Origin of the sequence: Saccharopolyspora sp. NPDC050389, assembly GCF_040655595.1 — a bacterium.
Classification (GTDB): domain Bacteria; phylum Actinomycetota; class Actinomycetes; order Mycobacteriales; family Pseudonocardiaceae; genus Saccharopolyspora.
The window spans coordinates 122365-147488 of the sequence record NZ_JBFAKG010000008.1 but is presented as its reverse complement, the minus strand read 5'-3'; the positions used below and the strand labels follow the sequence as shown (position 1 = coordinate 147488).

General features: G+C 69.5%; 23 protein-coding genes. 9 read left to right on the top strand and 14 right to left on the bottom strand.

Annotation, left to right across the window (positions count from 1 at the left end; genetic code table 11):
- Positions 1 to 156: 156 nt before the first annotated feature.
- Positions 157 to 408 (bottom strand): hypothetical protein, encoded by a 252-nt coding sequence (locus AB0I53_RS07815; RefSeq protein ID WP_358598137.1) that lies wholly within the window; start codon positions 406 to 408, stop codon positions 157 to 159.
- Positions 409 to 638: 230 nt separating this feature from the next.
- Here AB0I53_RS07815 and ilvA point away from each other — a divergent pair, with 230 nt between their 5' ends.
- A complete protein-coding gene (ilvA, locus tag AB0I53_RS07810) occupies positions 639 to 1850 on the top strand; it encodes a threonine ammonia-lyase (RefSeq protein WP_358598134.1) in 1212 nt (403 codons plus the stop codon).
- A 66-nt stretch (positions 1851 to 1916) separates the two neighbouring features.
- On the opposite strand, the gene hppD is transcribed toward ilvA, so the two are convergent.
- Complete coding sequence (hppD, locus tag AB0I53_RS07805) at positions 1917 to 3062, bottom strand: 4-hydroxyphenylpyruvate dioxygenase (RefSeq protein WP_358598193.1); 1146 nt, start codon at positions 3060 to 3062, stop codon at positions 1917 to 1919.
- A gap of 216 nt (positions 3063 to 3278) precedes the next feature.
- On the opposite strand from hppD, the gene AB0I53_RS07800 reads away from it, so the two are divergent.
- Positions 3279 to 3770, top strand: a complete 492-nt coding sequence (locus tag AB0I53_RS07800; protein WP_358598131.1) for an Lrp/AsnC family transcriptional regulator — start codon at positions 3279 to 3281, stop codon at positions 3768 to 3770.
- A gap of 256 nt (positions 3771 to 4026) precedes the next feature.
- On the opposite strand, the gene greA is transcribed toward AB0I53_RS07800, so the two are convergent.
- Both greA and AB0I53_RS07790 read right to left on the bottom strand, forming a co-directional pair.
- The gene (gene greA / locus AB0I53_RS07795; protein ID WP_358598128.1) at positions 4027 to 4515 is read right to left on the bottom strand and encodes a transcription elongation factor GreA; all 489 of its coding nucleotides are present in this window, start codon (positions 4513 to 4515) and stop codon (positions 4027 to 4029) included.
- Between the two features lie 194 nt (positions 4516 to 4709).
- Positions 4710 to 5255 carry a DUF4307 domain-containing protein gene (locus AB0I53_RS07790; protein WP_358598125.1) on the bottom strand — a complete coding sequence of 182 codons (546 nt, stop codon included), beginning with the start codon at positions 5253 to 5255 and terminating at the stop codon, positions 4710 to 4712.
- 92 nt (positions 5256 to 5347) lie between these two features.
- Here AB0I53_RS07790 and mca point away from each other — a divergent pair, with 92 nt between their 5' ends.
- Entirely contained in the window at positions 5348 to 6229 is an 882-nt protein-coding gene (gene mca, locus AB0I53_RS07785; protein ID WP_358598123.1) for a mycothiol conjugate amidase Mca, read from the top strand.
- The gene (locus AB0I53_RS07780; RefSeq protein WP_358598121.1) at positions 6226 to 6534 is read left to right on the top strand and encodes a hypothetical protein; all 309 of its coding nucleotides are present in this window, start codon (positions 6226 to 6228) and stop codon (positions 6532 to 6534) included. Before mca ends, AB0I53_RS07780 begins: the two co-directional genes overlap by 4 nt.
- A gap of 59 nt (positions 6535 to 6593) precedes the next feature.
- Here the strand turns inward: AB0I53_RS07780 and eccCb are convergent, their stop codons facing one another.
- The 4 genes from eccCb to AB0I53_RS07760 all read right to left on the bottom strand — a co-directional run bounded on the left by eccCb (position 6594) and on the right by AB0I53_RS07760 (position 12733).
- A complete protein-coding gene (eccCb, locus tag AB0I53_RS07775; RefSeq protein ID WP_358598119.1) occupies positions 6594 to 9161 on the bottom strand; it encodes a type VII secretion protein EccCb in 2568 nt (855 codons plus the stop codon).
- A 308-nt stretch (positions 9162 to 9469) separates the two neighbouring features.
- The gene (gene xylB / locus AB0I53_RS07770; RefSeq protein ID WP_358598116.1) at positions 9470 to 10855 is read right to left on the bottom strand and encodes a xylulokinase; all 1386 of its coding nucleotides are present in this window, start codon (positions 10853 to 10855) and stop codon (positions 9470 to 9472) included.
- Between the two features lie 67 nt (positions 10856 to 10922).
- Positions 10923 to 11717 carry a DeoR/GlpR family DNA-binding transcription regulator gene (locus AB0I53_RS07765; RefSeq protein WP_358598113.1) on the bottom strand — a complete coding sequence of 265 codons (795 nt, stop codon included), beginning with the start codon at positions 11715 to 11717 and terminating at the stop codon, positions 10923 to 10925.
- A 2-nt stretch (positions 11718 to 11719) separates the two neighbouring features.
- Positions 11720 to 12733, bottom strand: a complete 1014-nt coding sequence (locus AB0I53_RS07760) for an NAD(P)-dependent alcohol dehydrogenase (RefSeq protein WP_358598190.1) — start codon at positions 12731 to 12733, stop codon at positions 11720 to 11722.
- Between the two features lie 515 nt (positions 12734 to 13248).
- Between AB0I53_RS07760 and AB0I53_RS07755 the strand changes: the two genes are divergently transcribed.
- Positions 13249 to 15273 (top strand): thioredoxin domain-containing protein, encoded by a 2025-nt coding sequence (locus AB0I53_RS07755; protein ID WP_358598110.1) that lies wholly within the window; start codon positions 13249 to 13251, stop codon positions 15271 to 15273.
- A gap of 463 nt (positions 15274 to 15736) precedes the next feature.
- Positions 15737 to 16330 carry a hypothetical protein gene (locus AB0I53_RS07750; protein ID WP_358598108.1) on the top strand — a complete coding sequence of 198 codons (594 nt, stop codon included), beginning with the start codon at positions 15737 to 15739 and terminating at the stop codon, positions 16328 to 16330.
- 81 nt (positions 16331 to 16411) lie between these two features.
- Here the strand turns inward: AB0I53_RS07750 and AB0I53_RS07745 are convergent, their stop codons facing one another.
- A complete protein-coding gene (locus AB0I53_RS07745) occupies positions 16412 to 17089 on the bottom strand; it encodes a hemolysin III family protein (RefSeq protein ID WP_358598106.1) in 678 nt (225 codons plus the stop codon).
- A 176-nt stretch (positions 17090 to 17265) separates the two neighbouring features.
- Here AB0I53_RS07745 and AB0I53_RS07740 point away from each other — a divergent pair, with 176 nt between their 5' ends.
- Positions 17266 to 18042, top strand: coding sequence for an isoprenyl transferase (locus tag AB0I53_RS07740; RefSeq protein WP_358598105.1), 777 nt, complete (start codon positions 17266 to 17268; stop codon positions 18040 to 18042).
- A 63-nt stretch (positions 18043 to 18105) separates the two neighbouring features.
- On the opposite strand, the gene AB0I53_RS07735 is transcribed toward AB0I53_RS07740, so the two are convergent.
- Both AB0I53_RS07735 and AB0I53_RS07730 read right to left on the bottom strand, forming a co-directional pair.
- Complete coding sequence (locus AB0I53_RS07735) at positions 18106 to 18351, bottom strand: hypothetical protein (RefSeq protein WP_358598103.1); 246 nt, start codon at positions 18349 to 18351, stop codon at positions 18106 to 18108.
- A gap of 310 nt (positions 18352 to 18661) precedes the next feature.
- Positions 18662 to 18907: a hypothetical protein gene (locus AB0I53_RS07730; RefSeq protein WP_358598102.1), complete on the bottom strand. Its 246-nt coding sequence runs from the start codon at positions 18905 to 18907 to the stop codon at positions 18662 to 18664.
- A gap of 260 nt (positions 18908 to 19167) precedes the next feature.
- On the opposite strand from AB0I53_RS07730, the gene AB0I53_RS07725 reads away from it, so the two are divergent.
- Both AB0I53_RS07725 and AB0I53_RS07720 read left to right on the top strand, forming a co-directional pair.
- On the top strand, positions 19168 to 20382 hold the full coding sequence (locus AB0I53_RS07725; protein WP_358598101.1) for a DUF885 domain-containing protein: 1215 nt from the start codon (positions 19168 to 19170) through the stop codon (positions 20380 to 20382).
- A gap of 493 nt (positions 20383 to 20875) precedes the next feature.
- Complete coding sequence (locus AB0I53_RS07720) at positions 20876 to 22210, top strand: PhoH family protein (RefSeq protein WP_358598187.1); 1335 nt, start codon at positions 20876 to 20878, stop codon at positions 22208 to 22210.
- A 59-nt stretch (positions 22211 to 22269) separates the two neighbouring features.
- Here the strand turns inward: AB0I53_RS07720 and AB0I53_RS07715 are convergent, their stop codons facing one another.
- The 3 genes from AB0I53_RS07715 to AB0I53_RS07705 all read right to left on the bottom strand — a co-directional run bounded on the left by AB0I53_RS07715 (position 22270) and on the right by AB0I53_RS07705 (position 25121).
- Positions 22270 to 23709 (bottom strand): GuaB1 family IMP dehydrogenase-related protein, encoded by a 1440-nt coding sequence (locus tag AB0I53_RS07715; RefSeq protein ID WP_358598098.1) that lies wholly within the window; start codon positions 23707 to 23709, stop codon positions 22270 to 22272.
- A gap of 282 nt (positions 23710 to 23991) precedes the next feature.
- On the bottom strand, positions 23992 to 24549 hold the full coding sequence (locus AB0I53_RS07710) for a hypothetical protein (RefSeq protein ID WP_358598095.1): 558 nt from the start codon (positions 24547 to 24549) through the stop codon (positions 23992 to 23994).
- A 158-nt stretch (positions 24550 to 24707) separates the two neighbouring features.
- Positions 24708 to 25121 carry a DUF4288 domain-containing protein gene (locus AB0I53_RS07705; protein WP_358598092.1) on the bottom strand — a complete coding sequence of 138 codons (414 nt, stop codon included), beginning with the start codon at positions 25119 to 25121 and terminating at the stop codon, positions 24708 to 24710.
- Between the last annotated feature and the right edge of the window lie 3 nt (positions 25122 to 25124).

Sequence of the window (25124 nt, the reverse complement as noted above, 5' to 3'; positions counted from 1 at the left end):
CCGCCCCTCGCGTGCCTCGGGGGGCGTCTCTTTTACGCCCAAAAGCCGCACCTGCATGGGGTGTAGCGCGGCTTTTCGGCGCGAAATCGCCGCTCTCCACGTTCCGGGACGCAGTACCGCCGAGAAACCCATCGGGCGGGTTTCGGCGGTTCGAGATCAGCGTTCGAGGGATGGGTCGCCGCTGCCGAGCGGGCGGGTGTCGGCCGGTTGCCGGGGATTGACCGGGAGGTCGTCGGGCTTCAGGCAGCCGCCGATCAGCTCCACCACGCCGTCGTGCGAACGGTAGGAGCCCGGCTCGTCGCAGCCGGACTCGAGCACCGCGAACACCGCGGCGCCAGATAGGGCCGCCGCCATGGCAATGCCGGTGACCAGCGGGAACGCGCTGTTCATAGGGGTCAGCCGCGTCATGCTTCCTCCTATGTGTGACCCCGGCACCAACGTCGGACGAGCGCGACACCGGGGGCGGTGTTCACGAATGCTCGATGACCGCGCAATGCCCCCTCCGCGACAGCTTGCCCCGCACAGCCGTCGTCGGCTGCCAAGCCTTCCTCGCGGTGCGATCCGGGTGACCGGCCGCTCGTTCGAGGGTACCGAAAGTGTCGCAGGTGGCCCGCGTTGCGCGGTGGCACGATTGGCGAATGCGGCTGGTCGATCTGGACCGAATCCGCGACGCCGGCGAGCAGCTCGCCGGGATCGCGCGGCGCACGCCGCTTGAACACTCCCGGGTGCTCGGCGAGCACTGCGGCGGCGAAGTCTTCCTGAAGTGCGAAAACCTCCAGCGCACCGGCTCGTTCAAGCTCCGCGGCGCCTACGTGCGGCTGCTGGCGTTGGACGAGGCGCGCCGTGCCGCCGGGGTCGTCGCGGCGAGCGCCGGTAATCACGCGCAGGGCGTCGCGCTCGCGGCGTCGCTGCTCGGCATCCACGCCACGGTGTTCATGCCCGTGCGCGTACCGCTGCCGAAGCTCGCGGCCACCAAGTCCTACGGCGCAGACGTCCGGCTGCACGGCGCGGTGCTGGAGGAAACGCTCGCCGCGGCGCGGGAGTACGCCCAGCAGACCGGGGCGGAGTTCATCCACCCCTACGACCATCCCGACATCGTCGCCGGTCAGGGCACCGTCGGGCTGGAGATCCTGGCGCAGCTGCCGGAGGTCCGCAGCATCGTGGTGCCCACCGGGGGCGGCGGGCTGGTCGCGGGCATCGCCGCGGCGGTGAAGGCCGAGCATCCGCACGTCAAGGTGCTCGCGGTGCAGGCCGAGCAGGCCGCGGCGTGGCCGGTTTCGCTGGCGGCGGGCAAACCGGTGCGGCTGGCCGAAACCCAGACGATGGCCGATGGGATCGCGGTCGGCGAGCCCGGCCCGGTGACGTTCGCGCACGTCGCGGAGCTGGTCGACGGGGTGCTGACGGTCAGCGAGGAGGCCCTGTCCAAGGCCCTGCTGTTGTGCCTGGAGCGGGCGAAGCTGGTGGCCGAGCCCGCCGGCGTCGCCTCGGTCGCGGCGTTGCTGGAGCACCCCGAGCAGGTCAGGTCGCCGACGGTGGCGGTGCTCTCCGGCGGCAACATCGACCCGCTGCTGCTGCTCCAGCTGATCCAGCACGGCATGGGCTCGGCGGGCCGCTACCTGTCGCTGCGGGTGCGGCTGCCGGATCGGCCCGGCTCGCTGGCCGGCCTGCTGGCGAAGCTGGGCGAGCTGTCTGCGAACGTGCTCGACATCGAGCACTCCCGGATCTCCGGGGCGCTGGCGCTGGGCGAAGTGGACGTGGAGATCTCCCTGGAAACCCGCGGCCCCGAGCATCGCCACTACGTGGTCGAAGAACTCGGGGCCGCGGGATTCACCGTCATCGCCGAAGGCTGACTACGGACTCGTGAGTGTTTTGGATCGCTATAGCGCTCCAAAACACTCACGAGTCATGGCTTGCGATCAAAGATTTCCGCGGCGTTCCTGTTCGCGTTCGATCGCTTCGAAGAGCGCCTTGAAGTTGCCCTTTCCGAAGCCGAGCGAACCGTGCCTCTCGATCAGCTCGTAGAACACCGTCGGCCGGTCGCCGATCGGCTTCGTGAAGATTTGCAGCAGGTACCCGTCCTCGTCGCGGTCGACCAGGATTCCGTTCTCCTTCAGCGTCTCGATCGGCACCCGCACCTCGCCGATCCGCGCCCGCAGTTCCGGGTCGTCGTAGTAGGAGTCCGGGGTGTTCAGGAACTCCACGCCCGCGGCCCGCATCGCGGTGACGGTCTTGATGATGTCGCCGGTGGCCAACGCGATGTGCTGGCAACCCGAGTCCCGGTAGAACTCCAGGTACTCGTCGATCTGCGACTTCTTCTTTCCGACGGCCGGCTCGTTGAGCGGGAACTTGACGCGGTGGTTGCCGTTGGCCACCACCTTGCTCATCAGCGCCGAGTATTCGGTGGCGATGTCGTCGCCGACGAATTCGGCCATGTTCACGAAGCCCATGACCCGGTTGTAGAACTCGACCCAGTGGTCCATCTGACCGAGCTCGACGTTGCCGACGCAGTGGTCCACGGCCTGGAACAGCCTCTTGGGCGCGCCGGCGGGCTTGACGTAGGTGCCCTGCCGCGCGACGTATCCGGGCAGGTAGGGGCCGGTGTAGCGGCTGCGGTCGAGCAGCGTGTGCCGGGTCTCGCCGTAGGTGGCGATCGCGGCCGTCCGGATCGTGCCGTGCTCGTCGGACACGTCGTGCGGTTCTTCGAGCACCGTGGCGCCCTGGGCGCGGGCGTGCTCGACGCACTTGTCGACGTCGAGCACCTCCATCGCCAGGTCCACCACGCCGTCGCCGTGCCGGCGGTGGTGGTCGGCGAGCGGGCTTTCCGGGTCCACCGCGCCCTTCAGCACGAACCGGGCCGACCCGGACTTCAACACGTAGGCCTTGTGGTCCCGGTTGCCGTGCTCTGGACCGGAGTACGCGACCACCTCCATGCCGAACGCGACCTGGTAGAACAGCGCGCTCTGGGTGGCGTTGCCGACGACGAACACCACTGCGTCGAGCGACTTGACCGGGAACGGGTCCTTCGAATCGTCGTGTTCGACGAGGCCGACGAGGCGCTGCATCTGGTCGAACGTGACGTCGTCGAGCTGCTCGGTCTGGCTGCCGTGGTTGACGGTGCCGGTCACGATGTCCTCCCGTTGTTCGCCGAAGCGGTGACGAGGCTCAGCGTGCGCCGGGCAGGTCATCCTGAGCAACACTCGTTGATTTCGCTGCGCAACCTGACCAGTATTTGATCCGAACCGCTGGCTGGATTGGTCAACCTGAACAAGGGGTGTGACATGGCTCCCAATGCCGAGGGCCTGGACGCGTTGGACGCCAGGCTGCTGCTGTTGCTGTCCGACGAGCCGCGCCTCGGGGTGCTGGAGTGCTCGCGCCGGCTCGGCGTGGCGCGCGGCACCGTGCAGGCGCGGATGGATCGGCTGGTGCAGCGCGGCGTCCTGCTGGGCTTCCCGCCGGAGCTCGACCTGGCGGCGATGGGCTACGGCCTGACCGCCTTCGCGGTGCTGGAGATCGCGCAGGGGCACCGGGGCCTGGTGGCCGATCAGCTGGCGGCGATCGACGAGGTGTGCGAGGTACACGCGACGACGGGGCAGGGGGATCTGTTCGTGCGGATGGTCGCTCGCTCCAATGCCGACCTGCAGCGGGTCATCGACGAGATCGTCGGGGTTACCGGGGTGCGGCGCACCTCGACCTCGATCGCCCTGTCCACGCCGGTCCCGCCGCGCGTCCGCCCGCTGCTGGAGAGGCTGGCCGCCAACGGAGATCAATAAAAACTGCGGGCACCAGGAGTGCCCGCAGTTCCAATGTCAACCCTTCAACGGGTCTTTTCTTTGTCTTTGAAGCGGCGCAGCCGCTTAGCCCACCTACGCAGCTTGCTCCGCCGCGGGTTCTCAGACGTCGTCTGGCGAGGACAGCCCCGATGCCGCGTATTGGTCATACGTAAGTCGGGGATCCCACAGTCCAGACGGCGTCTGAGGTTCCGCTACCCGCACCGCCACGCAAAACGAGCCGTGCATACTCTTGAGCTCAGCCGGCGAACGGCTCGGCCTTGACCAGGGTCACCGTCATGGTGCCGCCGTTGGGGAGCTCGTACTCCCGGGTCTCGCCCTCCTTGGCGTCCAGCAGCGCGCGGCCCAGCGGCGAGTTCGGGGAGTAGACCTCCAGCTCGCCGTGCGCGCCCTCCTCGCGGGTGGCCAGCAGGAACTGCTCGGTCTCGTCCTCGCCGTCGTAGCGGACCGTCAGCACCGAGCCGGGCCGGGCGATGCCGGACTCGGTGGGCACGTCGCCGACCTTGGCGGTGCGCAACAGTTCCTGCAGCTGGCGAATGCGGGCCTCGATCTGCCCCTGCTCCTCGCGAGCGGCGTGGTAGCCGCCGTTCTCCCGCAGGTCGCCTTCCTCGCGGGCCTCGTTGATCTTCGCGGCGATCGCCGGGCGGTTGGCCACGAGCTCGTCCAGCTCTCCCTTGAGCCGGTCGTAAGCATCCTGGGTCAGCCAGGTCACCTGGGTCTCGCTCACGGTCACCACTCCTCGTCGACTGCGGCCCGCGTTTTCCCACGGGCGAATTGCATTTCCGCGCCTTTAATTTCTCGGCCGATGGCCAAGTAACGGAAAAACACGGCCCGCGCGGGACCGTGCTGAAGTCGACAATAGCACGAAGCACCACACCCCGGGCTGGGATTTTCCCAGCACCCGGCGTGGTACGCCGGTGTTCACCCAGTTGGCCGTAGGTGGGTGGACAAATATTCAGGAACGTTGTAAGTGCAGCCGTACACCTCCCCGATGGTCGCTCGGGCGGAGGTCCGCAGCACAGTCTCCTGCCTGGTGATGCCGTCCGCAGGTTGGACCAGAACTTCTTTGCGACCGACTTCCTCACCGGATTCGGCGCGGGCGCGCACGACGCAGTCGGCGGGCCGCTGCGGCTCGTCGCGCTGGACCTCGAGAACGATCTTCACGGAGTGGTCGTCGAGCACTTCGTGCGCGATCTGCTTGCCCTGGATCGGCGTGCTGCCGAGGTTGCGATAGCCCACGATCGCCACGCCCACCAGGGCGACCAGCACGACCGAGATCAGCACCCAGCGGAGGGCCGGGCGCGGGCGCGTGCGGGCACGCGATCCGTACCGGTCCTGCGGGATCTGCTGGTTCGTCACCGGGCTGGACGGCCTTTCGCCTTCGGGCTTCGCCACCGCCCGCGGACGGGTGATGCGGGGGCTGGCGCCGAGCAGGTCGGGCCCACCGGGAACAATGGGACCCGACATCCACGTTAAGTATCCCTGGGGTGTCCCGCGGCCTGTCAGCGGGGCCGCGTTCATGAGAGATGCTTGCAAAAGCGGGAGGGGATTACCCGGCGATGGCGGACAAGCTGCGGCTGATGACGGTGCACGCGCACCCGGATGACGAGTCCAGCAAGGGTGCCGCGACGACCGCGCGCTACGTGGCGGACGGGCACGAAGTGATGGTTGTCACCTGCACCGGCGGTGAGGCGGGCAGCATCCTCAACCCGGCCATGGACCGGCCGGAGGTCGTCGAGAACCTGACGGAGGTCCGCCGCGCGGAGATGGCCGAGGCGGCCAAGATCCTCGGGGTGCAGCACCAGTGGCTGGGCTTCGTCGACTCCGGGCTGCCGGAGGGCGACCCGCTGCCTCCGCTGCCGGATGGCGTCTTCGCCACCGTGCCGATGGAGGTCTCGACCCGCGAGCTGGTCAAGGTGGTGCGGGAGTTCCGCCCGCACGTGGTGATCACCTACGACGAGAACGGCGGCTACCCGCACCCGGACCACATCCGGTGCCACGAGATCTCGGTGGCGGCCTTCGACGCGGCCGGCGACCCCGACCTGTACCAGGACGCGGGCGAACCGTGGCAGCCGTTGAAGCTGTACTACTCGCACGGCTTCTCCCGCAAGCGCATGCAGCTGTTCCACGAGGCGCTGCTGGCCGGGGGCATGGAATCGCCGTACGGCGAGTGGCTGGCCAAGTGGGATTCGACCCGCCCGGATCCGGATGAGCGGGTCACCACGCGGGTCGAGTGCGGGGAGTACTTCGAGCAGCGCGACGAGGCGCTGCGCGCCCACGCGACCCAGATCGACCCGACCAGCCGCTGGTTCGCGGTCCCGCTCGACATCCAGCGCGAGCTGTGGCCGACCGAGGACTACGAACTGGTGCGCTCGCTGGTCGACACCACGTTGCCGGAGGACGACCTGTTCTCCGGCGTGCAGGAGAAGGTGTGCGCATGAGTGCCTCCGAAGCGGTCACCTACGTGCTCGCGCAGACACCGGTTCCCGTGACGCCGGACCCGGGTGGCCAGGGCGAGGACTTCGGCAAGTCCTCCCCGGTGGGCCTGGTGCTGCTGGTGGTGTTCGCCATCGCGGTGGTGTTCCTGATTCGCTCGATGACCAAGCACCTGAAGAAGGTGCCGGTGGTCTTCGACGAGCAGAAGGCCGCGGCAGCGGCGCCGGCGAGGGTGAAGCGAGCCGAAGCGGAGCCGGAACCCGAAGCTGAGCGGAGCGAGGCGAAGCCCGGGAAGGGCGAAGCGCCCTAGCGGGGCGAAGCAGGAGCGGGGCCATCCGGCGTGCCGGATGGCCCCGACTGCTTTCCGGGTCAGGTTTCCAGCGGATGCGGGAGCCAGGCGATGCGGAGGCTGGTGTCGGCTCCGATCCTCCGGTCCAGGCGTGCCTCACCTGCGTCGCGGGGCCGCTCGCCGAGGCCGCCGGCGCCCCACGAGACGCCGGGCGCGTCCTTCAGGATCAGTCGGTACGCGTCGTAGCTGAGCCTTGAGACGATGTGGTCCCGGTTTCGTTCGAGGTCGGCGTTGTAGGCGAGGACGACGTGGAGGCCGATCTTCTCGGCGTGCGGCAGCAATTCGTCCAGGCCGCACAGCATGTTCAAGCCCTCCTCGGGGCGCACCAAGTCGAAGTCGTCCACCACGAGGAACGCCTTCGGCCCGACCCACGACTTGGGTTTGCCATCCGCATCCGGAAGTCGTTTGCGCAGCGCTGCGGTGAAGTCCTTCAGGTCGCTCCTCGCCTGGCTCGCTTCTCGCACGTAGGACAGGGTGTGGCTGTCGGGCAGCAGGGCGTGGTGGTGGTCGCGCCGGTAGTCGACCACCAGCGCCATGGCTTCCTTCACCGGATACGCCGCGATCCCGCGCAGCACGTTGCGGATCACCGTGCTCTTGCCGGATTCGCGTCCACCCGCGATCAGCACGTGGCGGTGGCGGTCGCCGTTCAGCGTCAGGATGACGGGGTCGCCGTGGCCGTCGATGCCGATGGGGATGGCGTCCGGTTCGGCCTCGGGGAGTTCGTCGTAGCCGACGAGCTCCGGTGGGCGGCGCAGTTGGGCAGGTCGGTCGCCGGGGCATGACTTGCCGATGAGCTGGACGACCTCGCGGGTCTTCGCGGCGAGGTCGTCGGGCAGTCCTTGTTCGAGGTGGCTCGGCAGTTCGTTGCCAAGCACGGGAATGTTGATGGCACAGCGGAGTCCGCCGTGGAGGCCTGTGCCCGGCTTGTCCTGCGGGACGGAGTCGGCGTGCTCGGCGGAGATCAGGGAGTCCCCCGGGTCCGCCAGCCGCAGCTCGACGCGGCCGCCCGCGAGGTCGCGCAGTTCGCGGGGCAGGTCGTCCCAGCGGTTGGCCGTGACGACCACGTGGATGCCGTAGGACAGGCCGCGCCGGGCGAGGCGCAGGGCCCGATCGGCGAGGCCGGGGTGCTGGTGCACCTCGGGCCAGCCGTCGACGACGAGGAAGTGGTCGGTCGCGACCTCGCCGAGCGGTTCTTCCTGGCGGCGCCGGCGGAACTCGTCGACCGAGTCGATGCCGTGCTGCGCGAAGGACTTCTCCCGCTTGGCAAGCAGTGTTTCGAGCTCTTCGACGGCCAGCGCCACGAAGTCCGAGTCGTGGCTGCCGGTCACGACCCTGGTGTGCGGCAGGTCGCGCAGCGGCGCGAGCCCGCCGCCGCCGAAGTCCAGGCAGTGGAACCGGACTTCGGCTGGGGTGTGAGTGAGCGCCAGCGCCAGCAGGGTCGTCCGCACGGCAGTCGACTTCCCGCTGCGCGGGCGACCGACGATCGCGACGTTGCCGTCCGAGCCGGCGAAGTCCAGCAGCAGCGGGTCGTGCCGGTGGTGGAAAGGGTTGTCGAGGACGCCGATGGGAACGCTCAGCGGGGTTTCCGGCTTGGCGTTGAAGCCCCGTTCCTCAGTGACCTCTAGCGCCAGGTCGATTCCGGCTGGTGGTTCGCCCGGCGGCGGCAGGATGAGCTGGCGGGCCGGCGGGCCCTGCCCCCGCACCCGCTCGGCGAAGATCTGGGGGATGGTCTGGAAGTAGTCGCCTTGCGGAGTCCCGTGCGGCAGGTCGGTGTAGGCGGCGCGGAAGCGGATCGGCTCTTGGCGCGGGCGAGCCAGATAGCCGTTGCCCGGGGCATCCGGCAGGTCGCGGGCCCGGCCGATGAGCTTGACCGAGTCCGCTTCGCTGGTCCGCAGCGCGATTCGGGTCGCGGTTGCTCTCGTGAGCTCCGGGATCTGTTCCGCCGAGGTCGCGGTGTACACCAGCTTGATCCCGGAGCGCCGGTGGCGGACCAGCCGGTCGATGGTCTCGGCGAATCCGGGCCGGTCGCGCAGGACGCCGGGCAGGTCGTCGATCGCGACCAGCAGCATCGGCATCGGCTCGGCATCGGATTCCGGCTGGAGGCGCTCGTAATCGGCGAAGTTCCCGACCGACAGGTGATCGAACTGCTCGACCTGCCAGGCGAGCACGCCGACTAGGGCATCGTCGAGCCGTCGGCCGGTGAGGTCGTTCGAGAGCATCGGTGCGGCCAGCGCGGTGTGCGGGATCTCGTAGAGCGAGCGCCAGACCTGGTCGTCGTGCTCGCGGCTGATGCCGGCGAAGTTGACCGCGGCCGAGGAGTGCGTAGCGGCCAACCCGAACAGGATCGTGCGCAACAGCTCGGACTTCCCGGACCCGGCGGAGCCGAAAATACCAACGGCGTTACCGGTTTCCTTGAAGTCCAGGTGCACCGGCCTGCCGTGGTCGTCAACGCCGATAGCGATCCGGTACCGCTGCTCGGTGCTGCGCGGCTGCCAGGCCTCGTCGAGCTTGACTTGGACCGGATCGCCGAATCCGACGAGGTCGAACAGGTTGACCGGCTCCTCGGGCTTCGCGGAGGTGCGAAGCACCTGCGTCGCGTCGGCGCTCGGAGCGGGCGGCGGCGCGACCGGTCGCGGAGCGGGCGGCGGAGGCGGCGGCACGGGAGGCCGACCGGCGGGAGGGCCGGGAGGCATGCCGGGGTGAGGTGGAGGTGCCATGGGGCGGTGGGGCGGCTGGAAAGGCGGATGCCCTGGCTGCAACGGAAACTCCCCCTGATAGATCACCTGCGCAAAAGCACGGTATCCGACCAGGGCAACCGCCCTCGGCCGAGTGCTGCTCGAGGTCGTGAGTGTTTGTTCCGGTAAGAACCGGAACAAACACTCACGAGCCTTCGCGGTCAGTTGCCGTGGACCTGGGTGAATGCGTTGGTGTGCTGGTCGCGGATGCGGGCTCCTGCCTCCGCGTCGGTGACTTCGAGCTCTGCTGCTCCCGGTAGCGCCCACTCGGGCGGCTTCGCCGTCCCTGCCAGCGCCCATGCCGCTTGGCGGGCCGCGCCTCGGGCGACGTACTCCGCCGGCGCGGGCACCGTCACCGGCACGCCGAAGATCAGCGGTGCCGCCACCTGCACCGCTCGCGACTGGGCCGCGCCGCCGATGAGCAGCACCCTGCCCACCTCGACACCCTCCGCGCGAAGGGCGTCGACACCGGCAGCGAGCCCGCACAGCATTCCCTCCACCGCGGCCCGCGCGAGGTTCTCCGGCGTCATGTTGTCCCGCCTGAGTCCGGCGAGGGTGCCGGTGGCGTCCGGCAGGATCGGGGTTCGCTCGCCGTCCAGGTACGGCAGCAGCGCCAGTCCGCCGGCACCGGGCTCCGCCCGGCACGCCAGCTCGTCGAACTCGGTCGTTTCGACGCCGAGCATCGTCGCCGTCGCGGTGAGCACCCGGGCCGCGTTGAGGGTGCACACCAGCGGCAGGAAACCGCCCGTCGCGTCGGCGAATCCGGCGATCTGGCCGGTCGGGTCCGCGCTCGGCCGGTCGGCCGTGGCGAACACCGTGCCGCTCGTGCCCAGCGACACCACGACGTCGCCGGGCCGGACGTCGAGGCCCAGCGCGGCGCCCATGTTGTCGCCGGTTCCGGCCGACACCAGCTTGCCGTCCCGGGTCTGCCCGGCGGCTTCCGCCGGGCCGAGGACTCGCGGCGTTCTGGGCGTCCGGCCGCCGAACGCGGTGGCCAGCAGGTCCTCCAGGTACCGGCCTTCGCTCGGCGACCAGTAGCCGGTGCCGGAGGCGTCGCCGCGGTCGGTGACGAACTCGCCCGTCAGCCGCCAGGTCAGCCAGTCGTGCGGCAGCAGCACGTCGGTCACCCGGTCGGCCAGGTGCGGTTCGTGCTCGGCCAGCCACCGCAGCTTGCTGGCGGTGAGGCTGGCGACCGGCACCGAGCCGATCGCCTCCGCGCACGCCTGCGGCCCGCCGAGTTCCTGCGTCAGGTCGATCGCGGCCTGCGCGGAGCGGTTGTCGTTCCACAGCAACGCGGGCCGCACCGGCGTGCCCTGCTCGTCCAGCGCCACCATGCCGTGCTGCTGGGCGGCGACGCCGATGGCCGCGACGTCGTCGAGGAGTCCGTCGGAAGCCGTGGCCAGCGCCCGCCACCAGTCTTCCGGGTCGGCAGTCGTGCCGTCCGGGTGCGGCGCGCGGCCTTCCCGCACCACGGTTCCGGTCTCGGCGTCACAGACCACGACCTTGGTGGACTGGGTGGAGGAGTCGATTCCGGCGACCAGGTTCATCGCGCCGCTCCTGGATTGTCCACAGTGGAGCTCCTTGCTCGCATCGTTTCCTCGGATGGTTTGCCGTTCACGGCGGGGGCATCGGCACGACCCGCACCTCGGTGCCGTAGGCGCGGATCGCGGCGAGTTCGTGCTCGGGCGTGGCGTCGTCGGTGACGACGAGGTCGTAGGCGCGGAGGTCGCGGTAGGCGAAGGTCGCGGTCTTGCCGAACTTCGAGTGGTCGGCCAGCAGCACGTTGCGCGCCGCGGACTCGATGATGGCCTCCTTGATGTCGGCGTAGTCCTGGATCGGGTGGAACGGGCGGCCGTCGGCGATGGCCGTCGCGGACGTGAACGACACGTCGGCGCGAAGCCGCGCCAGCGCGCGCAGCACGTCCGGGCCGGTGCACGAGTCGAATTCGCCGCGGTAGCGGCCACCGAGCAACACCACCTCGCGACCGGCGCCGGCCAGGATCTGCGCGACGCTCACCGAGTTGGTCACCACGGTCAGCTCGTCGACCGCCGAAACCGTCCTGGCCAGCGGGAAAACCGTGCTGGAGTCGTCGATGAGCACCGTCATGCCGGGCCGGACCTCCACCGCAGCTGCCTCGGCCAGGGCCTCCTTCTCGGCGATGCGCAGCCCGATGCGGAAGCGGGTCGCGGTCTCCATGGTGAGCGACGGATACGACTCGACGCGGCCGCGCAGCTTGCGCAGCAGCCGCCGCTCGGCGAGCTCGTCGAGATCGCGGTGCATCGTCATGAGGCTGACCTCGAACCGCGCCGCGAGCTCGTCGATGCGGGCCGCACCGTGCTCGATGACGTGCTGCAGCACGTCCTGCCTGCGCTGCTCGACCACCGCGTCCGACGACCGCACGTTGGCCATCGCTACTCCTGCGGGCGGACGACGGCTTTCACCGCCGTCTCGTCGCGGGCGGAGACGGTGAGCGCCTGCTCGACCTCGGCCAGCCCGAAACGGTGCGTGACCAGCCGGTCCAGGTCGACCGCTCCCGTCGCGGCGAGCGCGATGGCCGTCGGCCACGTGTTCGCGTAGCGGAACGTGCCGGTCAGCTCGATCTCGAAGTTCTGCACGTGGGACAGCGGCAGGGTGAGTTCGTCGCCGCCCATGCCGACCAGCACGACCCGGCCGGCGCGAGTGACCGCGCGGATCGCCTCGGCGGCCGCGGCCGGAACGCCTGAGCACTCCAGGAGCACGTCGGGTGCGCAGCCGGATTCCGCCGGCGATGCCTGCCGCACGTCGATGGTTCCGGTCGCGCCCAGCTCGCGGGCCAGCGCCAACCGACTGGCGTTGACGTCGGTGACGACGACATCGGTCGCGCCGAAGGCGCGGGCGGCCTGCGCGGCGACCAGCCCGATCGGTCCGGCGCCGGTGATCAGCACCCGCGACCCGGGGGCGACCCGGCCCTTGCGGCACGCCCACACCCCGACGGATAGCGGTTCGAGCAGGCCCGCCGCGTCATCGGAGACGGTTTCCGGTACCGGGTGGGCGAATTCCTCGTGCACCGCGACGTATTCGCAGAACGCGCCGTCGATCGGCGGAGTGGCGAAGAAGCGCATGTCGGGGCACAGATTGTACCGGCCGCCGCGGCACTGTGGGCAGCCGAAGCACGGCACGCCAGGCTCGACGGCGACCCGCTGGCCGGGGGCGTGCCGGGTGGCCTCCGCGCCGCACGCGACGACGACTCCGCCCGCTTCGTGCCCGAGGATCAACGGCTGCTCGACCACGAACGAGCCGATGCGGCCGTGCTCGTAGTAGTGCGCATCCGAACCGCAGGTGCCGACCGAGGTGACCTGCACCAGGACCTCGTGCGGCCCCGGCTCGGGCACCGGGCGTTCTTCCAGCGCGATGTCCCGGACACCGCGCAGCACCGAGGCGCGCATGGTCTTCATCCGCCGCTCCTCAAGATCCGCGAGTGGCCGTAAGTATTAGCAGAGATGCGATCGGTTGTAACACGTTTTGTGAGAACTTGATTCGCGCGGCTCTGTGTTTCCGCTGGTCACGGGTCGTGAGTGTTTTGGAGCGCTGTAGAGCCTGTTTCCAGGCTCGTTCTGCGTGGCGGTGCGGGTGGCGGCCCCCCTGCGGGAGTCGCCGCGGTCTTCTCGCTGTGGGATCCCCGACATCATGAATGCCAATTCACCACGTCGGGGCTGTCCTCGCTGGGAGAACCCCAGGGGGGTGGGCACCGTGAACCCGCGGCGGTGCGGGTTGCGTGGGTGGGCTAACTAAGCGGCTGCGCCGCTTCAAAGACAAAACGCCCGCGTTACCGCATCCGCGCGTCACCACATCCAAAACAGCCTCTACAGCAGCCCAAAACACTCACGACCGGAACGCCGCCGCGGAGGTCGAGTGGTCGGGGCTGGGTGCGTTCCGTTTGGCGGAGTGGGAGGCTGGGCGCATGGCGAACCGGCTTGCGAACGCGACCAGCCCCTACCTGCTCCAGCACGCCGACAACCCGGTCGACTGGTGGCCCTGGTCGCCCGAGGCGTTCGCCGAGGCGCGGCGACGGGACGTGCCGGTGCTGCTCTCCGTCGGCTATGCGGCTTGCCACTGGTGCCACGTGATGGCGCACGAGTCGTTCGAGGACCCGGATACCGCGCGGGTGATGAACGAGCACTTCGTGAACATCAAGGTGGATCGCGAGGAACGGCCGGACATCGACGCGGTCTACATGGAGGCCACCCAGGCGATGACCGGGCAGGGCGGCTGGCCGATGACCTGCTTCCTCACCCCGGAAGGCGAACCCTTCCACTGCGGCACCTACTACCCGACGGCGCCGATGGGCGGCATGCCGTCGTTCGGTCAGCTGCTGCACGCCGTGGCGCAGGCCTGGGAAGGTCGCGGCGAAGAGGTCCGGAAGGCCGCCGCCCGGGTGGTGGAGCAGCTGGCCGCGCAGCGCGCCCCGCTGCCGGAGTCCATTTTGGACGACGAAGTGCTGGCCGGTGCGGTTTCCCGGCTCCAAGCGGAATTCGACGCGGCCCACGGTGGATTCGGTGGCGCGCCGAAGTTCCCGCCGTCGATGGTGCTGGAGTTCCTGCTGCGCCACCACGAACGGGTTGGTATGCCGGACGACGAGAACTCCGCGCTGGAACTCGCCGGAGCGACCTGCTCGGCGATGGCCCGCGGCGGCATCTACGACCAGCTGGCGGGCGGCTTCGCGCGCTACAGCGTCGACTCCGCGTGGGTGGTGCCGCACTTCGAGAAGATGTTGTACGACAACGCTTTGCTGCTCCGCGTGTACGCGCACCTCGCCAGGATCGGCAGCTCGCTCGGCGAGCGGGTGACGCGCGAGACGGCCGAGTTCCTGCTGCACGACCTGCGAACGCCGGAAGGCGGCTTCGCGGCTTCGCTGGACGCCGACACCGAAGGCGTCGAAGGGCTCACCTACGTGTGGACGCCGGACCAGCTGCGGGAGGTGCTCGGGCCGGTGGACGGGGAGTGGGCGGCGGAACTGTTCGAGGTGACCGAGGCGGGCACCTTCGAGAACGGCGCCTCGACGCTGCAGCTCAAGCAGGACCCGGACGACCCGGCCCGCTGGCGGCGGGTGCGCGACAGCCTCCGCGAAGCCCGCGACCAGCGCCCGCAGCCGGGCAAGGACGACAAGGTCGTGACCGCCTGGAACGGCATGGCGATCACGGCGCTCGCCGAGGCCGCGGCGGTGCTCGACGAGCCGAGCTGGATCGACGCGGCGGCGCAGGCGGCGGATCTGCTGCTGGAGCGGCACCTCGTCGACGGCCGGCTGCGGCGCACGTCCCGCGACGGACTGGTCGGAACGGCCGCTGGAGTGCTGGAAGACTACGGCTGCTTCGCCGACGGGCTCCTCGCGCTGCACCAGGCGACAGCCGAGCCGCGTTGGCTCGAAGCGGCATGCGAACTGCTGGATGTGGCCCTGCAGCAGTTCGCCGACGCCGACCACCCGGGCATGTTCCACGACACCGCGGCCGACGCCGAATCCCTCGTCCGGCGACCCTCCGATCCCACCGACAACGCCAGCCCCTCCGGGGCCTCGGCGCTCGCCTCGGCCCTGCTCGCCGCTGCCGCGCTCGCCGGCCCGGACGCCGCCGGGCGCTACCGCGCGGCGGCTGAGCAGGCGCTCGCCCGCGCTGGGCTCCTAGCGCAGCGCGCTCCCCGCTTCGCGGGTCACTGGCTCAGCGCCGCTGAGGCCCGAGCCCACGGCCCGCTGCAGGTCGCGGTCGTCGGCGAAGCCGGCGACGCCGACCGGGCGGCGCTGATCGCCGCGGCGCGGCGGCACGCCCCAGGCGGAGCCGTGGCGTTGGCGGGGGAGCCGGAGGCGACGCAGGTGCCGCTGCTGGCGGAGCGGCCGCTGGTCGGCGGAGCCGCCGCGGCGTACGTGTGCCGGGGCTACGTGTGCGACCGCCCGGTCACCACGACCGAAGACCTCGTCGATTCCCTGACCCGCTGAGTCCACGGCGTCGCCGTCTGAGAACTCGGGGATCCCGACTCTCGTATGCGGTGCCTGGTGTGGAGCGAACGGCCTGTTCGCCTCGATAGGCGAGGTGAACAGGCCGTTCGCTTCATCTACCCAAAGCCGGCTCGCACTGCTGGTTGGGGGTGAACGGCCTGTTCGCCTCGATAGATGGAGACGAACGGGCCGTTCACTCCATCCACTCGTCGCAGGCCGTGCTGCGACTGTTCGCCTCGCTACTCGCGGGCGTGGGCAGGTGGTTTCGCTGCTCTGATGGCACAAGCCGCCCCGCCGTGCCCCAGCAACAGCCCAAAAGCCTCACAGCCCCACCTACGCGAACGCCCATCCGCAGCTGCTCCGCCTGAGCCCCAGAGGACGCCCCGGTTTCGCCGCGAGCCGAACGACAGTCCTTCCCACCTGCGATGTAAGCGTGTAATCCTGTAATCGGGAGGTGGGAGCCATGTATTCGAGATTCGGACGAACGGCTCGCGGCCGAGGCAGGGGAGGGCCGCCGTGGGCGGGCGGCGGCCGGCGCAGCGAGCCGCCGACCGCCGCCGACGCCACGGCGTGGTTCACCGGGCGGCTGCCCGAGGGATGGTTCGCCGGTGGTCCGGCGGTCACCGTCGACCGCGAGGAGATCCTGGTCGTCGGCGAGCTGCCGCCGGTGGATGGCGAGTTCGCCGACGACGCCGAGCGCGCCGCCGCGGAGAGCGGGCGGATCGCCCGGTTCCGCGAGGAGACCCGCGAAGAGCGGATCGAGATCGCCCGCCAGGCGGAGCACCGCTACGGGCGGAAGGTCGCCTGGGGCGCCAGGCTCGGCGGCACCGAGGAACTGTTCACCACGCTGTCCGTGCCGGTGATGACCAGGCTGCACCAGCCCGAGCGCATGGTGCTGGACACGCTGGTGGACGCCGGGGTCGCCCGGTCCCGGTCCGAGGCGCTGGCCTGGGCGGTGCGGCTGGTCGGCAAGCACACCGAGGACTGGCTGGGCGAACTGCGCGAAGCCCTGTCGAAGGTCGACGAACTGCGCAACCGCGGCCCCGAAGAGGGCTGAGCACGCGAAAGGGCCCGTGTGCACTTTGTGTCGCTATAGCAGCACAAAGTGCGCACGGGCCCTGGCCGGGCGAAACGCGCGTCAGGCGTAGAGCGCGAGCCAGATCGCGATGTGGTGGCAGATCGCCGCCAGCGACACCGCCGAGTGGAAGAACTCGTGGTAGCCGAAGGTCTTCGGCCACGGGTCGGGCCACCGGGTCGCGTAGAAGATCGCGCCCGCCGTGTACATCAGCCCGCCGACGATCAGCAGCACCAGCGCCGCCATCCCGGCGTTGTGCAGCAGGTCGGGGAACACGAACACCGCGACCCAGCCGAGCGCGATGTAGACCGGCACGCCGACCCAGCGCGGTGCGTTGGGCCAGGCGAGCTTCAAGATCACGCCGCCCAGCGCGCCGCCCCAGACGACGGCGAGCACCACCGCGCCCGTCGTGGGCTGCATGGCCACCATCGCGAACGGGGTGTAGGTGCCCGCGATGAACAGGAAGATCATCGAGTGGTCGAGCCGCCGCATCCAGGTGCGTGCGCCGATCGTCTTCCAGGTCTTGCGGTGGTAGAGGGCGCTGACGCCGAACAGCCCCAGCACTGTCGCGACGTAGATGGAGGTGCCCACCGCGGCGGCGGCCGACACGGTCGATGCGGCGAGGGCGATCAACGTGGCACCGGCGGCGACGGACACCACCAGCGACCAGAAGTGGATCCAGCCGCGCATCCGCGGCTTGACGAATGCCGTCGGGCGGCGAGCGGTGAGGGCGCTAGTCACACCTCGAGGTTACGGGACCGTAGGTTCGGTGCGGAGACCTCGCACCCGCCCCTGTGATCGGAAGTGTCCAACGGCACTCGAAGGCGGGGTCTCGCGCATCCCGTCCGTGACCTGCGCGGCACGCTGAGCTGAGGTGGGGGCCACGGCCCGCCGGCATCCGCGTAGGCTCATCGGGCGTGGCGCTCAAGGTTCGGTTGAAAGAACTCATCTACGACGTCTACGAGCGGCGGCTGCGTCGCAAGCTCGACGGGGTGGAACACCCCAGGCACGTCGGCGTCATCCTGGACGGCAATCGCAGATGGGCCAAGGAAGCCGGCCTGGACGCCGCCCACGGACACCGTGCCGGCGCCCGCAAGATCGCCGAACTGCTCGGCTGGTGCGACGAGGCCGACGTCGAGGTCGTCACGCTGTGGCTGCTGTCCACCGACAACCTCAACCGCACGTCAGAAGAGCTGAACGCGCTGATGGAGATCATCGCCGGGGTGGTGGACCAGCTCACCGACCCGGCCACCCCGTGGCGGGTGCGGATCGTCGGCGCCCTAGACGTGCTGCCCACCGAGACCGCCGCGCGACTGTCCGCCGCCGCGCTGCGGACCAAGGGCCGCACGGGCATGCAGGTTAACGTGGCGGTCGGCTACGGCGGGCGCCGCGAGATCGCCGACGCGGTGCGCAAGCTGCTGCAGCAGCACGCCGAAGCGGGCACCACGATCGAAGAGCTCGCCGAGGTGCTCACCGTCGACCACATCGCCGAGCACCTCTACACCTCCGGACAGCCCGACCCCGACCTGCTGATCCGCACCTCGGGGGAGCAGCGGCTGTCCGGCTTCATGCTGTGGCAGTCCGCGCACTCCGAGTTCTGGTTCACGGAGGCGTACTGGCCCGCCTTCCGCCGCGTCGACTTCACCCGCGCGCTCCGCGACTACGCGGTCCGGCACCGCCGCTTGGGCCGCTGACCCTGGGACGGCGAAGGGCCAGGTCCCGCAGGACCTGGCCCTCCCGACGCGATTCGCCCTGGCTCAGCGGCCCTTGGGGTGGTCGACGATCGGGGCGTTGACGCAGTTGTTGAGCTGCGGCGACAGGATCGGCACGACGGCGCCGAGCACGGCCACGTTGTTGCCGCAGGCCTGGATCGGCAGCACGCTGAGGTTGTTGTCGTTCAGGACGTTGATGCCGTCGTTGTCCGCGCTGTCGGCGTTGGCAACGGGGGCGAGGGCCAGCAGGCCGGCGGCAGCACCGGCGACGATCGCAGCCTTCTTCAGCACTTGGGTTCACTCTCCTTTGATTACCGCGGTATTCGGAGTTCACACCGGGGACTTCAGAAAGCCCGCGAGGTGGCCATCGAGTCTGGCGCGTTCCGGCAGAAAAGCTAACCCGCGGCGGGCCGGATTCCCAAACTCCGTAACACTATTGTGTGAACGTGAATCTTGTTTCCGCTAGTGACGGCCCCGAATTGGGGCGCCGAGCGGACTCCTGGCCTGTTTTCGGGCGCGCAAAAAGGAGCGCCGGGGCTGGCCCGGCGCCCTTTTCGTCACCTAAATTCCGCGTACCAGATCCAGGTGATCCGCCTCTGGGTCAGTAACCCTTGGGGTGGTCAACGATCGGCGCGTTGACGCAGGAGTTGAGCTGCGGCGACAGGATCGGCACGACGGCGCCGAGCACGGCGACGTTGTTGCCGCACGCCTGAACCGGCAGGACGCTGACGTTGTTGTCGTTCAGGATGTTGATGCCGTCGTTGTCCGCGCTGTCGGCGTAGGCGACGGGGGCCAGGGCCAGCAGGCTGGCGGCGGCACCGGCGACGATCGCTGCCTTCTTAAGCACTTGGGTAACTCCTTGTTGGATGGGATGAAGAGCGCGCTCAATTCCCGGCTGCGCACCCCAATGTTCAGCCGGGGCGATGCACTCGGCGTGAAAGATATCCAGCCAAAGTGGAAAAACAACACCTCGTTAACACCATTGTGTGATCTTCGAGTGTCGCCGCCTACCCTTTTCGTTGCGCCGGCAAATGCGCGCGGTTTCGGTGGCCCGGAAAAACGGGACCACTGTTCCGCGCCCGCGAGCGCGCGGCGTAGTGTCCTGATGTGGACTCTGAAGCGCTCGTGGCCGAATACGTGCTCCTCGGGCTCAGATTCGACCGGCTCGTCCCGGGATTCGTGGATTCCTACACCGGCGACCCGGCGCTGCGGCGGCGGGTGCAGAACGAGAGGAATCCCGACCCGGCGCGGCTGACCGCCGACGCGCGCCGGCTGCTCGCCGCGCTGCCGGAGTCCGGCCTGGCCGAACCGCGCCGCCGGTTCCTCGCCGCGCAGCTGACCGCGCTGGAGTGCTCCGGGCGCAAGCTGGCCGGCGAGCAGGTGCCGTTTCCGGCCGAGGTCGAGGCGTACTTCCAGGTCACGCCGGCGCTCGGCGATCAGGACGAATACCGCGCGGCACACCGCGAGCTGGCCGAGGTGCTGCCGGGCCGAGGCTCGCTGCCCGCGCGCCTGACCGCCGTCCGCAGCCGGGACGGGGTGCCCGCCGAGCGGCTCAAGATCTGCGTCCAGGCGCTTTCCAGCGCGCTGCGCGACCGCGTGCGCCGCCGGTTCGGCCTGCCGGTCCAGGAGGTCGTCGAATATCAGATCGTGACGGACAAGCCCTGGAGCGGCTTCAACCACTACGTCGGCGACTACCGGTCACGGGTGGCCGTGAACGCCGACGTCGGGCACCGGGCCGCGAACCTGCCGCACCTCGTCGCGCACGAGTCCTACCCGGGCCACCACACCGAGCACTGCCGCAAGGAAGCCGGCCTGGCGATCCGAGACGCCCAGGCCGAGCACACGATCTTCCTGGTCAACACCCCGCAGTGCCTGATGGCCGAGGGCCTCGCCGACCTGGGCCTGCAGGCGGTGGTGGGGCCGGGCTGGGGCCCGTGGGCGGCGGAGATCTTCGCGGACCTCGGCATCCGGATGGAGGGCGAGCTGTCGGAGCGGCTGGAACTCGCGATGAGCCGCCTGCTGACGGTCCGCCAGGACGCCCTGCTGATGCTGCACGCCGACGGCGCGGACGAGGCAGAGGTGGCTGCGTACCTGCAGCGCTGGCTGCTGATGTCGCACCAACGGGCCCGGCACCTCGTGCGGTTCATGCGCGATCCGCTGTGGCGCGCCTACACCACCACCTACGTCGAGGGGTATCGGTTGTTGCGGCGCTGGCTGGAGAACCGCCCGGCGGGCACATCGAGCGCCGATCGTTATCGCCGGTTGCTTGACGAACCGCTGGTGCCGGAGGCCGTCCGGGCCGAGCTGGCGGCCCGGGTCTGAGCCGTTCACCCGATGAATATCACCCGGATGGCGTAGTCATGATCACGTGGCGTGCCGGATCCCTGCTGGCGGTCGGAGGCGTCCTGACCTGCTGCCGGACCGGGATCGACATCCGCCCGAAACCGTCGACGAGCCCATGACCTGGGCGGATTCCGTGGCACATGAAGAAAAGTTGACGAGTCGGCGAATCACCTGTGTGGCTGCCTGCCGAGACGCAATTGCGCCGGTAGCGTCGCTGATGACGGGCCGTTCCAAGAGCAAGTCCGATCGTGGCCCGTCCGGGAGGCCCTGATCGTGCCTGTTGGCTGGAGCGGACGGTTACCACGTCCACCTTGGTCGCGAAGGGCCGGTGCCCGGCCCCTGCGGCCACGGCGGACGACCGGTCCGGCCGGGGCGCGACGGGGGCAGGCCCGGCCCGCCGACGAGCGGGTGTGCATGCCACGCCCGCGAGGGAGTAGCCGTGACCGCACGACGTTCCCAGCCCCATGCGGAGATCCCAGCCCGTAGCGGCGAGCTCGCGCAACCCGGTGGCACCGAGATCCGCACCTATGTCCTGGACACCTCGGTGCTGCTGTCCGATCCGTGGGCGATGTCCCGCTTCGCCGAGCACAACGTCGTGCTCCCGGTGGTGGTGATCGGCGAGCTGGAAGGCAAACGCCACCACCCCGAACTCGGCTGGTTCGCCAGAGAAGCCCTCCGCGTCCTCGACGACCTGCGAATTCGGCACGGGCGGCTCGACGAGCCGGTTCCGGTCGGCGCGTCCGGAGGCAGCCTGCACGTCGAGTTGAACCACTCCGACCCGCAAGTGCTGCCGCCGGGATTCCGCACGGACTCCAACGACGCCCGGATACTGGCCTGCTCACTGAACCTGGCCGCCGAAGGGCATCGGGTCACGCTGGTGACCAAGGACATGCCGCTGCGGGTCAAGGCGGCGGCGGTGGCCCTGGACGCCGAGGAGTACCGCGCGCAGGACGTAGTGCCCTCCGGGTGGACCGGGATGGCCGACATCGAGGCGCCGTCGGATTCGGTGGACATCCTGTTCAAGGACGGCATCGCCGATCTCGACGAGGCCCGGGACCTGCCGCCGAACACCGGGGTGCGGCTGCTGTGCGGCTCGCAGAGCGCGCTGGGCCGGGTGACCGCGGACAAGCAGGTCCGGCTGGTGCGCGGCGACCGGGAGGCGTTCGGCCTGCACGGCCGCTCCGCGGAGCAGCGGATCGCCTTGGAGCTGCTGCTCGACCCGGAGGTCGGGATCGTGTCGCTGGGCGGCCGAGCCGGGACCGGCAAGTCCGCGCTCGCGCTGTGCGCGGGCCTGGAGTCGGTGCTGGAGCGGCAGCAGCACCGCAAGGTCGTGGTGTTCCGGCCGGTGTACGCGGTCGGCGGTCAGGAACTCGGCTACCTGCCGGGCAGCGAGAACGAGAAGATGGCGCCGTGGGCGCAGGCGGTGTTCGACACCCTCGGCGCGCTGGCCAGCGAGAACGTGCTGGACGAGGTGATGGATCGCGGCATGCTGGAGGTCTTGCCGCTGACCCACATCCGCGGCCGGTCGCTGCACGACTCGTTCGTCATCGTCGACGAGGCGCAGTCCCTGGAGCGCAACGTGCTGCTCACGGTGCTGTCCAGGCTGGGCGCGAACTCCCGAGTGGTCCTCACCCACGACGTCGCCCAGCGCGACAACCTCCGGGTGGGGCGCCACGACGGCGTCGCGGCGGTGATCGAGAAGCTCAAGGGGCATCCCTTGTTCGCCCACGTGACCCTGACCCGCTCGGAGCGCTCCCCGATCGCGGCCCTGGTCACAGAGCTCCTGGAGGGCGACTTCACACCGTGATCACGGAGTGAGGGGCGCCGCTCGCCGAGCAGTTCGGCGAGCGGCGTCCCTCAACTCGATCACCAGCCGGAGGGCAGCGGCCTGCCTTCGGCGAAGCCGGCGGCGGACTGGATGCCGACCAGCGCGCGGTCGTAGAAGTCCTCCAGGCTGCGGGCGCCGGCGTAGGTGCAGGACGAGCGCAGGCCGGAGGTGATCTGGTCCAGCAGGTCCTCGACGCTCGGCCGCTGCGGGTCCAGCCGCATCCGCGAGCTGGAGATGCCCTCCTCGAACAGCGCCTTGCGGGCCTGGTCGAACGCGCTGTCGCTGCGGGTCCGGGCGGACACGGCGCGCTTGGACGCCATGCCGAAGGACTCCTTGTACGCCCGGCCGTGCTCGTCGCGCTGCAGGTCACCGGGCGATTCGTAGGTGCCCGCGAACCACGAGCCGACCATCACCGACGCCGCGCCGGCGGCCAGCGCCAGCGCCACGTCGCGGGGGTGGCGGACGCCGCCGTCGGCCCAGACGTGCTTGCCGAGCCGCCGCGCCTCCGCGGCGCATTCGGCGACGGCGGAGAACTGCGGCCGGCCGACGCCGGTCATCATCCGCGTCGTGCACATCGCGCCCGGCCCGACGCCGACCTTGATCACGTCGGCGCCTGCCTCGATGAGGTCGCGCACGCCCTCGGCGGTCACCACGTTCCCGGCCACCACCGGAACCTCCGGGCCGGCCGAGCGGACCGCCCGCAGCGCGGAGATCATCTTTTCCTGGTGGCCGTGCGCGGTGTCCACGACCAGCGCGTCGACCCCGGCTTCCAGCAGCGCGGACGCCTTCGCCGCGACGTCGCCGTTGACCCCGACCGCCGCAGCCACCCGCAGTCGGCCGGCGTCGTCCAGCGCCGGTGTGTAGATCTCGGCGCGCAGCGCGCCGCGGCTGGTCATGATCCCGGCCAGCCGACCGTCGGCGTCGACCGCAATCGCGACGTTGCGCGCGTGCTGGTCCAGCTGCTCGAACACCTCGCGGGGCTTGGTTTCCAGCGGCAGCACGACCGGGTGCCGGTCGGCCACCTCCCCGACCCGGGAGAACCGGTCGACGCCGGTGCAGGCCGCCTCGTCGACGACCCCGAGTGGCCGGTTGTCGTCGTCGACGACGACAACCGCACCGTGGGCGCGCTTGGGCAGGAGGTTGAGGGCGTCGGCGACGGCGTCATCGGCGTGCAACACCAGCGGGGTGTCCCACACAGGGTGCCGCGCCTTGACCCAGGAGGTGATCTCGGCGACCGCACTGGAGTCGACGTCCTGCGGCAGTACGACCAGGCCGCCACGTCGAGCGACGGTCTCCGCCATCCGGCGGCCGGCCACGGCGGTCATGTTGGCGACCACGATCGGCAGGGTGGCGCCGGTGCCGTCGCTGGTGGCGAGGTCCACGTCGAAGCGGGACTCGACGCCGGAGCGCCGGGGCGCCAGGAAGACGTCGTCGTAGGTCAGGTCGGTGGAGGGCTGCTGCCCGTTCAAGAACTGCACGTTTCACCACCATACGGGGTCGGACGCCCGCAGTCGCCTCCCGAAGCCGGACGGCCTAACCTGACGGCCGCCATGCCCTGCGGGGGTGCGGGAGTACGTCGGACTTGGCGTACCTGTGCTCGAAAGCAACATCACCGAAAAGATTGACCTGTCTGGAGTTGATACAAGACGGTTGTCCCTTGCTATGCTGGTTGCAGCCACGCTCTGTTGGGGTGTGGAAGTACGCCGGGTGTGCCCGCCGGAGGCGGGACCCCGGCCTCTGCGTTTCTGGGGAATTCGTCATTATCGTGCATTTACTCTGATGACTTGGGCGCTGTCGCGAACTTGATTCATATAGCTTTCATCGCCACGTTCAGCAGCCAATACCGCGCCGCACGTGACATCAGGTATCCACAGCAAAGGCTCGCTGCTGCCGGGGGCGAAGGTAACCCGGAGGTGCGGGGTGATCAGCCTTTTTTGCCTGCATGCGTCGACCATGTCTGCGTCCAGCTTGTTGCTGTGCTTCTGGCGGGTCTCGAAGGTCACGATGTCAGCGCCAGCAAGCTCCAGCTCTGGAAGTAATGCCTCGAGGCACTTTCGTCGTCCGCGTTCAGGGAACAGCGGCTTCGAAGTTCCAACGACGGCCACGCTGCGCGCTGTCAGCGAGCACAGAACTTTGGTGATTTCTGAGCGTCGGTGCGGCGGTTCTTTGCTCCAATGGAGCTTTTCGCCCCCTCGGCGGAGCTCGCGGAGCGCGCAGCGGATTTCTTCGGCGTCGTCGAGGTTGACGATGCTGGCTGTGAGGATGTAGACGCCGATGGTCAGGTCGTAGGACTCATCGACGTAGGCGTGGACGAACACGTGCCGTAGTGAAGCGAGAACTGCAGTTCGAGATCAAATCGATACACCCGGTGGTGATTGCCGACTCGACCCTGCTAAATTCCGCTCGGCTGCGTACCGAGGTACGTGGAAGTACGCCGGGACTCCCCGCCGGAGGCGGGACCCCGGCCTCTGCGTTTTTAGGCTTCTTCTTCCGTCAGGGGTTCGAAGGAGCTGTAGGCCTGGTAATTGCGGAAGAATCGGCCGTAGAGTTCCGTGCCGTCGTCGAAGGTGGCGTCTTCGAGGGGTTTCACCTCGATGATCTGCTTCAGCTTCCAGGTGATCAGTTCGTGGTTCTCGTTCTGGTAACTGGTTTCCTGCTGCTTGCCGTGCTCGGTTGCCTTTTCCTTCGCCTCTTCTTCGGATTCCGCCTTGAGCAGCACGAAGGATTCCTCGTACAGCGGCTCGTGGTCGGCCGCGTCCGAGGTCGCCTCCAGGACCAGGACCGCGACGTAGTAGTCCAGCTCGACCGCATCCGCCTGGAACTCGCGCGGGTCGATGGTGCCCGGTCCGATGTTGATCGAGCCGATCGAGTCGAAGTCGTTGCCGCTCATGCC